Annotated in this window: 9 protein-coding genes and 1 pseudogene; 2 read left to right on the forward strand and 8 right to left on the reverse strand. The window is 29.6% G+C overall.

Going from position 1 to position 10,856, the window contains the following annotated elements:
- Position 1: 1 nt before the first annotated feature.
- The 8 genes and pseudogenes from K8P03_RS10575 to K8P03_RS10610 form a co-directional block, all read right to left on the reverse strand.
- Positions 2 to 1,744 (reverse strand): ABC transporter ATP-binding protein, encoded by a 1,743-nt coding sequence (locus K8P03_RS10575; RefSeq protein ID WP_072537651.1) that lies wholly within the window; start codon positions 1,742 to 1,744, stop codon positions 2 to 4.
- Position 1,745: 1 nt separating this feature from the next.
- Entirely contained in the window at positions 1,746 to 3,458 is a 1,713-nt protein-coding gene (locus tag K8P03_RS10580) for an ABC transporter ATP-binding protein (RefSeq protein ID WP_050198508.1), read from the reverse strand.
- 3 nt (positions 3,459 to 3,461) lie between these two features.
- Positions 3,462 to 4,877 carry an ABC transporter ATP-binding protein gene (locus K8P03_RS10585; protein ID WP_072537652.1) on the reverse strand — a complete coding sequence of 472 codons (1,416 nt, stop codon included), beginning with the start codon at positions 4,875 to 4,877 and terminating at the stop codon, positions 3,462 to 3,464.
- A 12-nt stretch (positions 4,878 to 4,889) separates the two neighbouring features.
- Positions 4,890 to 5,576 (reverse strand): energy-coupling factor transporter transmembrane component T family protein, encoded by a 687-nt coding sequence (locus K8P03_RS10590; protein WP_072537653.1) that lies wholly within the window; start codon positions 5,574 to 5,576, stop codon positions 4,890 to 4,892.
- Positions 5,577 to 6,170, reverse strand: a complete 594-nt coding sequence (locus K8P03_RS10595; protein WP_001006067.1) for an MptD family putative ECF transporter S component — start codon at positions 6,168 to 6,170, stop codon at positions 5,577 to 5,579.
- Between the two features lie 170 nt (positions 6,171 to 6,340).
- Entirely contained in the window at positions 6,341 to 6,739 is a 399-nt protein-coding gene (locus K8P03_RS10600) for a hypothetical protein (protein WP_223420581.1), read from the reverse strand.
- A 60-nt stretch (positions 6,740 to 6,799) separates the two neighbouring features.
- Positions 6,800 to 6,952: pseudogene (locus K8P03_RS10605) on the reverse strand (TetR/AcrR family transcriptional regulator); the annotation flags it as partial.
- Positions 6,953 to 7,466: 514 nt separating this feature from the next.
- Positions 7,467 to 8,744, reverse strand: coding sequence for an IS110 family RNA-guided transposase (locus tag K8P03_RS10610; protein ID WP_223417969.1), 1,278 nt, complete (start codon positions 8,742 to 8,744; stop codon positions 7,467 to 7,469).
- 413 nt (positions 8,745 to 9,157) lie between these two features.
- Here K8P03_RS10610 and K8P03_RS10615 point away from each other — a divergent pair, with 413 nt between their 5' ends.
- Positions 9,158 to 9,514: a plasmid mobilization protein gene (locus K8P03_RS10615; protein ID WP_223420543.1), complete on the forward strand. Its 357-nt coding sequence runs from the start codon at positions 9,158 to 9,160 to the stop codon at positions 9,512 to 9,514.
- Position 9,515: 1 nt separating this feature from the next.
- Positions 9,516 to 10,847, forward strand: a complete 1,332-nt coding sequence (locus K8P03_RS10620) for a relaxase/mobilization nuclease domain-containing protein (protein WP_223420582.1) — start codon at positions 9,516 to 9,518, stop codon at positions 10,845 to 10,847.
- Positions 10,848 to 10,856 lie beyond the last annotated feature (9 nt).

Genomic DNA, 10,856 nt, shown 5'->3' on the forward strand with positions numbered 1-10,856 from the left:
TTTAAATCTTCCACTTTTCAGATTGTTTTCTGATTTCAATAAAATCCTTATATATTCCATGTTTAGATGCAAGTTCACTATGTGTTCCTACTTGTTTTATAACACCATCTTTTAAAACAACTATCTGATCTGCATTTTTTACAGTAGAAAGCTTGTGTGCAATTACAATAACAGTTTTGCCTTTTAATAAGTTTTTCAAAGCAATCAATAATTCTTTTTCATTTTCTGGATCTACGCTTGAAGTTGCCTCATCAAGAACTACAAACCTACTCGGTTTTAACATGGCTCTTGCAATAGAAATTCGTTGACGCTCACCACCCGATAGATTTGAACCCCCTTCTTGCAAAACAGTATCATAAGCTTGTGGCAATTTCATAATAAAATCATGGCACTGAGCTTTTTTGGCAATATCTATCATTTCTTCATCTGTTGCATTTGGATTACCAAACTTAATATTGTTTTTTATGGTATCATCAAAAAGATACACGTCTTGAAAAACAAAGCTAAAATTTGAAAGCAATTCATCATACTTGTACTGTTTAATATTTAGATTTCCAACTTTTACTTCGCCAGAATTTACATCCCAAAACCTCGCCATTAAATTGCAAAGTGTTGTTTTACCACTTCCTGAAAATCCAACAAGAGCAGTAGTTTTCCCATCTGGAACAAGCATACTTAGATTATTGAAAAGATTTTCTTTTCCATAAGAAAATGAAATATTGTTCATTGATATTTCTGCTTTATCTACTTCTGTCATTTCACCTTCTTCAATTACAGGCAAATTTCTTAAATTTATAACAGTATTAAGATTTCGTACAGCAACACCCTTAATACTCTGCATACTTCCTGCCAATTCAAATCCTGAAAAAACAACAAAACTCATAACAATTAATATAATAGCTTTAGTAACTTCAATATCCCCTGATAAATATCTTATGATAGAACTAAAAATTATTACACAAATACCAAGTTTAAATACTAACAAGAATAAAAACTGTGTTGGAACTAAAATTTTTTCTACAGCAAGGAAGCCTTTGCGACTTTTTGTAATACTTTCGTTTAGTTCCTTGACTGTATTTTGATCTTTTCCAAATGCTTTAGTTATTCCTATCCCATTTACATACTCAAGCATTTTTTCACTTAAATCCAATTTAAGTCCTAACAATCTCTCTGTTAGTTGATCTGTGCTTTTTTGTGTGAATAAGTTTACTAAGGTTCCAACAATCAAAGTCAACAATATAATTATAGCTGTTGCAAAATCATAAGGTAGTATGAAAATAACCATAATTAGTGTCTGTATTGTACCTACAAGCATTTGCTCAATAATAAAAACTCCTATTGTTTCAAGTTCACCTATAACAGTTGACAATGCTCCTGCTATATTCCCTAAAGAATTTGTGCTGAAATATCCCATGTTTACATTTTTTAAACGATCACCAATATATAATCTATTTTCTGCTCCTAAATTGTACGAAGCAATATATTTGTTTTTATCAGCCAGATATCCAAATATAATTTTTCCCACCACACTTATAGCTGCAATAATAAAAACAATATACACATCTTTCATTAAAATGCTTTGGTTCGTGAATATATTTTCACAAATTTTGGTCAAACATAATAGAATTGCACCTAAAGAAACTCCTTCAAATACTCCCTTAAATACATCAAAAATAAGCATTTTTGTTATTTTATTTGAATATGACCCTGACACCTCATATAAAGTTTTTATCAATTCTCTCACTTTATATCACCTCGATTTCTTTAGATTCTGTATATACATCCCACATTTTTTTGTATCTCCCATTCAACTCTAGTAATTGTTTATGAGTGCCTTCTTCAATTACTTCTCCATTATCCACCACAATTATTTTATTTGCATTTACAATTGTAGATAACCTGTGAGCTACCATAATCACTGTTTTATCTTTAATTAACTTATCAATAGACTGTTGAATAACTGATTCATTGTCAGGATCAGAATATGCTGTTGCTTCATCAAGTAGTACAATAGGACTATTCTTTAAAAAACACCTAGCTATTGCAATTCTTTGCTTTTCTCCTCCAGAAAGATTTGCTCCTCCCTTTCCTACAATAGTTTCATATCCATTTGGTAGGCTCTTTATAAAATTATAGCAACTCGCTTTTTCACAAGCCTCTTTAATTTCATCCATACTCGCATCTTCCTTCGCCATCTTTAAATTTTCTAATATTGTTTTATTAAAAAGAAAGTTTTCTTGCGACACATAGCTAACAAGCTCCATATTCTGTTTTAAAGGTAATTCGTTCAAATTTGTTTTTCCAATTAAAATTTCTCCATTAGAAACATTCCAAAATCCTGCGATTAGTTTTGTAATAGTAGACTTTCCACTACCTGAATTTCCAACGATTGCAGTTAACTCATTTTCATTTGCTTTAAACGAAATATTATTTAATACATTCTTTGACTCTTCATATGCAAATGTAACATCTTTAAACTCTACATCATAAGATTTTATATCTCTTACTTCTTCTCCTCTTTTTAAGTTAGGAATTTCCATTATTTTTTTTATTTCTTCAAATACAACTTTTATATTTGCTATTGTTTCCATATGACTCATAGCTTTTATTAATGGTTTATATGAAGCATATGATAGCAATATACACGTGATAAGAGTCCCTACTTCAACACTACCCTTCATAAAGAAATACAAGGAAGCTGGTAAAACGAATACCATAGTTGACGGGATAGTTTCCATAGTTGCTGTCATTGAAAAACAAACACTCAAATACCAATCAAGCATTGCGTTCTTATTCTCTTCAACAGTCTTTCTAAATTTCCCAAATGATGATGCTGATTTATTAAATGCTTTTATAACTTTAATACCATTTACATATTCAACCATTGTCGTATTCATAGCTTTAGCTGCTTCTTGGTATCTTTTAGATTTTTCTTCATAACCTCGCATCATTAACATTGAGAACAATAATCCCAATGGAATTGTAAGTAAATTTGCAATTCCTATTCTCCAGTCCATTATAAAAATTGTTATGATCAATACTATAGGAATGAATATATTAGCAATAACTTCTGGAATCACATGAGCAATCGGTTTTTCCATTTTATCAAGTGTTTCCACCATAAATTGAGACCACTGTCCGCTGCTTTTTCTTTCAACTTCTCCCATAGAAATTTTACTTAATTTGTCAGCTAATAACTTTCTTTTATCTTCAATAATCCTGTAGGCAAGATTATGAGAAATAATAGTAGATATTTCATGAAATAATATACTTGCCAAAAATCCCAAAAATACAGCAAAAATATATGGATAATAATTATTTAAATTTGTATTTTTTGCAACCAAGTTATTAATAATGGCTGCTACAGAAAAATAAGGTATTACACCAAATCCTACTCCTATTATCGCAATGAATACAGCTGCGAAAATCTTGCTTTTATGTCCCTTTAAGATATCCATCTTTTACCTTCTTTCATAAAATCTTTTTATTCTGCCATCGCAAATCTCCAATAATTTATTACATGTACTATCAATCAATTCATTATCATGCGTAACAATAAATATAATTTTATTATTTGAAAATTCTTTAATGACTTTGCTTATTTCGAGCATATTTGTATAATCAAGTCCACTCGTTGGTTCGTCCAAAATAATAATTTCTCTATCCATTAACATCCCCAATGCTACAGAAAGTCTCTGCATTTGACCTCCTGATAAGCACATAGGATGACGATTATCTAATTTTTTAAGATCTAATTTTTCTAGAATATTATCTATTTGCTTTTCATCTATTTTAGAATCAAATAAACTAAATTCATCTCTTACAGATTCCGAAAAAAACTGATGAATTACATCTTGCATAACCATATAACAAAGTTTTCTTCGTTTTTTATATTTTATGGGACTTCCTTTATAGCTTATTTTTCCTTCGTTTTCTTTCAACAGTCCACACAAAATTCTCATTAATGTTGTTTTTCCTTGACCATTTTTACCTGTTATTGCAATAATATCTCCCTTGTTTCCGGAAATATTTATCTTATCTAAAATTTTTTGTTTCTTATTTTCATATTCTAAATTTGAAACTACAAAGTCATCAGATTCACAAAATGTGACAGGATTTGCAAAATCATCATTTTTCTTTCTTACAAAAGTTCTAAGTCCCAGTTTCTTTCGTGATTCGTCAGTAATTGAAGAAAATTCCACATTTGAAAAAACATATTTTATTTTTCCGTCTTGTAAATAAATAGCTCTATCAATTAAATCCATTAAATAATAGAGTCTATGTTCAGAAATAATAATTGTCTTGCCCTGAGCTTTAAGATTTATAAGCATCTCTCTTATTCTTTCAATACCATACTCATCAATATTTGCAGAAGGTTCATCAAACACATATACATCTGGATTGGTAGCATAAATAGATGCAATAGCAAGTAATTGCTTTTCTCCACCTGACATCATAAAAACATTTCTGTTTTTTAATCTTTCAATTTCCAAATCACGTACCACTTTAAAAACTTGTCTTTTTATTTTATCAGGGTTTTCACCTAAATTTTCTAATCCAAATGTTAGTTCACTATCTGAATCTAAATTAAAAAACTGTGTTTTGGGGTTTTGAAAAATTGTTCCCACTTTTTCAGAAATTTCATATATCTTCATTTGTTTTGTGTTTATCCCATTTATAAAAATATTTCCTAATAAATTTCCCTCTAAAAAATGAGGAATCAATCCATTGATTAATTTTGTTATAGTTGTTTTCCCAGAACCAGATTTTCCGCATAATAAGATAACTTCTCCTTGATTAATCTTTATTGAAATTTTCTTTAACTGTTCTTCTAAGCTTCTCTTATAGGAATATGAAGCTTCATTTATATTAATCATGTTTCGTACCTCTTATAAAAATAACTTGAACTTTACATTAAAGAACATCAGAATACATAATAGAATAATTATTAGATCCCAAATGTTAAATCCTGCATCATCCATAAAAGTCTTTCTTGCAGGATTTTCTATCCCTCTTACTGTAATAGCTTGAGCTAATTCATCTGCGGTATTAGAAGCTGTAACTATTAAAGATATTAGTCCTAATTGTATCTTTTTAAATCCAGTCACGCCTCTTATTTTAATTGCATCTGAGATTAATATTTTTTCTTCTCTTAAAGATGGAAAATATCTTATGCCTATTGCTAGAGAAATAATTAGGCTTTTTGGAAAATGCATCATTTTTAAGGCATACATAATATTTCGTATAGGATTAGTTTTTACAAGAATTTGACCAACTAAAAAAATCGGTATTAACTTAGGAGCATGAATCACCAATAATCCAAAATGTGCTGATATGACATCTGGTAGAATCGGCAAAACAAAATATTTCAATCCCTGTAATAATACAAACATAGATAATGCCTTTAAAGATATTTTAACAAGTCCCATAAATAACGCTATAATAGCAACCATTAAAAGAATAAAAAAATCTAATTTTAAGCTATTATTTGCAAAGCTAATAATACTAACTGAAATCAAAAAAATGATTTCAGTTAGTGGATTTAGCTTTATAATGCCTCTTACAATACCCTCCATTTACATAATTCCAGCTTTCTCAAAACGTTTTTTGAACATTGCTTTACCTATATATGCACCAATGACTCCTCCAATAAATGCAGTAATGATCATCCCGATAAGTGTTGGAATTGAAATTAAAGTTTGTAATTTATTTACATATTCTGGACTCATTCCCATTTTAATAATAGATTTCATATAAGATTCTTGGAACAACCACATAGGCAATGGTGAGCCAATCAACCCAATGCAAATCAATCCTGAAGATACTATTACGCTTTTTTGACTTTTATATCCCAAAATTTTTCTAGTAATTTCTGCTAAAACTCCTGCAATAACGCAAGTTATGACAATTGTAAAAGTGCATTCTCCTATAGCAAAATATATAATCCCTGTAATTGCTATCAAAAGTAAAGCCGTTCCTGGTTTTGGCACCTTAGAGACCAACAACATGTAAATAAAATTACATATTATGCCTGTCATTGCTGGCCATAATAACCAAAGTATCGGTGAAAGTATTGGAATAATCATTACCGCCATGGATAGTGCCATATAAATCACTGAAAAAATGCCGATGTTAACTAAATCTTTTGTTTTTAATTTTGTTTCATTCATTTGAATACCTCCTTTTAAATTTTTATATTTATTTACCAGTTGCAATATGATTGATTCAAAATAATCTTTACTGGTAAATGTTTCTTATTTTTGTTTACTTTCCATAAAACGCAGAAAATCGGGATTAACCCGATTTCAAAATTTATTATTTTTAATTTTATATTATGTTTTCATTTAATAATCCTCCTCCAACCAAAATTCATTGCTGCCTCCATCATATCGATAAAATTTAAGGCTTCATTATATGGATACCTATGTGTGATTACCTCAAATAAAGGCGTACATGCCATTGTATAAAGAACATGAAGTTCATCATCATTCAAATCATTTACTTCTATTTTTTTTTCTTTAAGAACCTCAATTAATTTCTTAGCACCCTGCACTTCGAGATTCACTAAATCATGACGAATTGATTCAAATTCCGTACCCTGAGAACAGTTAAACAGAAGATTAACTATAGGATCGTTTTGGTAAATAAATTCCAATAATTCCCTATTACTATCATCAGATTTTTCTCCAAAAGCTTGTAAACCATTTACTTTAATTTCTTCAATCGCTTGATTTGTCAATTCTTTACTTCTTCTGTATAAGTGATTAAGTATAGGACTTACAAGTACCTTAAAAATATCTTCTTTAGATTTAAAATGCTTATATATTGCACCAGGTGTAATTCCTGCATTTTTAGCAATAGTGCGAATAGAAGCATCTTCGAATCCATACTCTGTAAACTCGCTTTTTGCACTTTTTAATATTTTCTTTATTGTAACATCTTTGTCTCTCAGTAAGTTTCACCTCCCAAATTAAGATAACACCGTTTACTTTATTTTAGCATAAAGAAACTAATGAAGTCAATAATCGCTATCAAATATATTTTTTTATGATAACATTTTATTTAATTCTCTATAAATTGTCTTGTTAGGTCTGCTACTAATCTCCTTTCTAGATCAACCATACAATCATGACACACATTGTCTAAAACAACTATTTTAGATTTATACAACTTATCTGATTCCATTACTGATTAGCAGAATAAACAATTGTCATTTTTAGAATATATTGTTAGTATTGAAATATTCCTTGAAATCTATTCTATGTTGTTTATTAGCTTCGATAAGTGCGGTATAATTAACAGAACTGAATAAACGCTTAACGCTTATAACTTTAATAGACCAACTAAGGAAGTCAATAGTTATTTTAAAAATTTTTTTGAAAAATTTTTAAGTCACAAAACTTAAAAATGTGCATAGCAAATAAGCCTCATACACTTTCATTTTTTGAGGCAACACTTTTAAAAGTTTATGCGACTAACTTACTCTTTTCTCGAATTAGTTTTTGATGTTCTTCGGGTGTTCTTAATTCAAATGATTTTTGGTTTCTGAGAACAGCAAAAATAATTTGAACCATCTTTCGCATAATTGCACACATTACAACTTTGTATGGTTTTTCAGCTATCTTCTTTTCAAAATAAGCACGCATAACAGGATTTAAATACTCTCGGTTGCGATTTGGATACACATTAGATTTAGCCAGCATATGGAGAATTGAGCGAACATGAGGTGATCCTCTTTTAGAGATTTTATTGTTTTTCCTATTGTATGTTCCACTTTGAGTTACTCCTGGATCCAATCCAAAGAAGGCAACTAATTCTTTCGGTTTCGAGAAATTGGATATATCTCCAAGCTCTGATAAAACAACATATGCTGTATACTCTCCAACTCCTGGAATACTTTGTAAAAGCACTATTTCTTTATGAAACTTTTCATCTAAAAGAGATAGTCTTTTGATTTCATCATCGATTGCTTTCAAAGCTTCCTGTAAACTGAAAATAACCCTTACAGTTGTTTGAATAAGTACTGCTGAACTAAGGCTTACTATACAAACTTCAATAGATTTTTCAGCAGCTTTCAATAGTTTTTCATATTTTACTTCGGCATAGGAGCTGCTTTTATGTGAATTTTCTTTTATCAGTTGAATAATATCTTGCTTATTTTCAGGAGATAATACTTCCTGTATAGTAGGATATTTTTCAAGCAAAGACAAAGGTGTTTTCCCTTGCAAATCCGTAAATACTTTCTTGAAATCTGGAAAGGAAATATCTAAAAAAGCGATTAATCGGTTGATGTGTTCCACAATTTCATCCGTCAATCCTTTATGCTGTCTGCAAAGCTTTTTGATACTGTTAACGGTATCTGAGTGTGTAATTGTTTCGTTGTAATTCTTAATACGATATAGCAACGCTATATTATATGCATCTGTTTTATCTGATTTAATTTTTCGGATATTGATATTTTTCAATGCTCCACTTTGAATCGGATTAATTACAATGACTTCGTAATTATGCTTACGGAAAAAATTAGCTAAAATTTGATGATAGTGTGCAGTAGCTTCCATGATAATTACTGCTGTGTCTTTGTACTCATCTTCTACCTTTTCAAGTACATAGATGAGCGACTTCATACCAGTAATATCATTAGAAATTTTAAGTCTTTTGATGATGTCATTATTAGGTGATAGAATACAGATATCACTGAAAGCTTTACTCACATCAATTCCTACAACAATTTTTTCTGACATAATATACCTCCTATAATTTGGGATGCCCTGTTAATCCAAAACCACAACAGGCTCACGAGTTATACAGGTAATCAATAAATGAACCTAACCAACCGAAAAGATGAAAGGCAATGGAATGAGGGTGGAGTCTACCAAATGAGTAATTCCTAAATTGGAAACCCAGCAAGCACATAAAACAATCCCATTTCATCCCTAATATCTATAATTTTATCATAGATGATTAGGTTCATTTTTAAGAACTATGCTTAAAGCTGTTCTTATACTATTAGTATATGAGCAAGCACAGTAAGTGAGTACCCACTTACGAAAAATTGATGAAGCAGAACCTTTATGGACTGCTTCTTTTTTTTATCAATTTTACCTTGTTAGGGAGAACCCTAAGACCCCAATAATTTATGATAAGGAGATATACTATGGATAATAGAAAAAGAAATAATCAACTAAAAATATATTTAACAGATGAAGAAAAAGAAGTTTTTGAAAAGAAAATGAAACTTGCTAATTGCAAAACTATGTCCCATTTTCTTAGAAAATGTGTATTGGAAAAAGAGATTTATGTTGTTGATTTAGAACCATTTAGAAACCTACAATGGCTACTTTCGAATGCAACAAATAATATAAATCAGATTGCAAAAGCTACTAATACAACTGGTGTGATTTACAAAAATGAAATTGAATCTATGAATAATCAGATAGAAAAATTATCAAAAGAAATATGGCAGATCTATTCCCTACTTCTTAATAAATCAAAAGAAAGTTCTGGTGATTAGTATGGCAATTACAAAAATACATCCTATAAAATCAACTTTAAATTTGGCAATAGATTATATAACTAAGAGTGAAAAAACTGATGAAAAAATCTTGGTATCTTCCTTCAAATGCCATCCATCTACTGCTCATATTCAATTTATGAAAACACGAGAAGACAATGATACTAAGGGTACAGTTTTGGCTAGACATTTGATTCAATCTTTTCTACCAGGCGAGGTTGATCCTATAAAAGCTCACGAAATAGGAATGGAATTATGTAAGAAAATTTTAAAAGAAGATTATGAATTTGTTCTTGCAACTCATATAGATAGAGGGCATATCCACAACCATGTTATTTTTAATAACGTTAATTACAAGACTGGTAAATGCTACCAATCTAATAAAAAATCTTACCATAAAATCAGGTATCAAAGTGACGAATTATGTAAAGAAAATAAGCTTTCAGTCATTGATGAATATTATGAAGCTTACAAAAGAAAATATAAAACTGCTGGTAAATCTTGGTATGAATTTGACCAAAGTAAGAAAGGAAGTTCCTGGAAATCTAAACTGCAATTTGATATAGATAGAATGATTAATAAGTCTAAATCGTGGGAAGAGTTTTTAGAAAATATGAAATCTCTTGATTATGAAATTAAATTTGGTAAACACATTGCTTTTCGTCATAAAGATAAGCAAAGATTTACAAGAGCAAAGACTATCGGAGAAGATTATACTGAGGAAAAAATCAAAGAAAGAATAGATTTAGCTATCAAAAACAAAGCTAATCCTACTAAAAAGCGTGTAGGAAATGTTATTGATATATCTACTAATAAAAAAGCTCAATCCTCAAAAGGTTATGAAGTTTGGGCAAGAAAACATAATATCAAAACAATGGCTGATTCAATAATTAAATTAAGAGAACAAGGAATTAATTCAATTACTCAACTCGATGATCTAATCAAAAAATCTGCAGATGATAGACAAGATTTGTTAGATAAAATAAAGAAAATTGAAACTGAAATGAAGTGTTTGTCTCAAGATATGGAAAATATAAATACTATAAATAAGCATCGTGAAATCTATAAATACCACAAGAAAAATCCTGATGATAAACAATTTGCAGAAGAATATTATAGTGAGCTTTCCATCTACAAAATAGCTGCTAAAGAAATCTTAGAAAACTATAAAAAACTACCAAACACAAAAGAAATACTATCAAACCTCGATAAATTGCAAGAAAAAAAGAACACCCTTATGCAAGAGTATTCTTTGAATAAAGAACAATTTTCTGACCTTGTTCTGTATAGAAAAAACTATGAAAATTATTATGGGAAAGAGGTGGAGAGGTAAAATACTCCA

Source organism: Anaerococcus murdochii, from assembly GCF_019957155.1.
Taxonomy (GTDB): Bacteria; Bacillota; Clostridia; order Tissierellales; family Peptoniphilaceae; genus Anaerococcus; species Anaerococcus murdochii.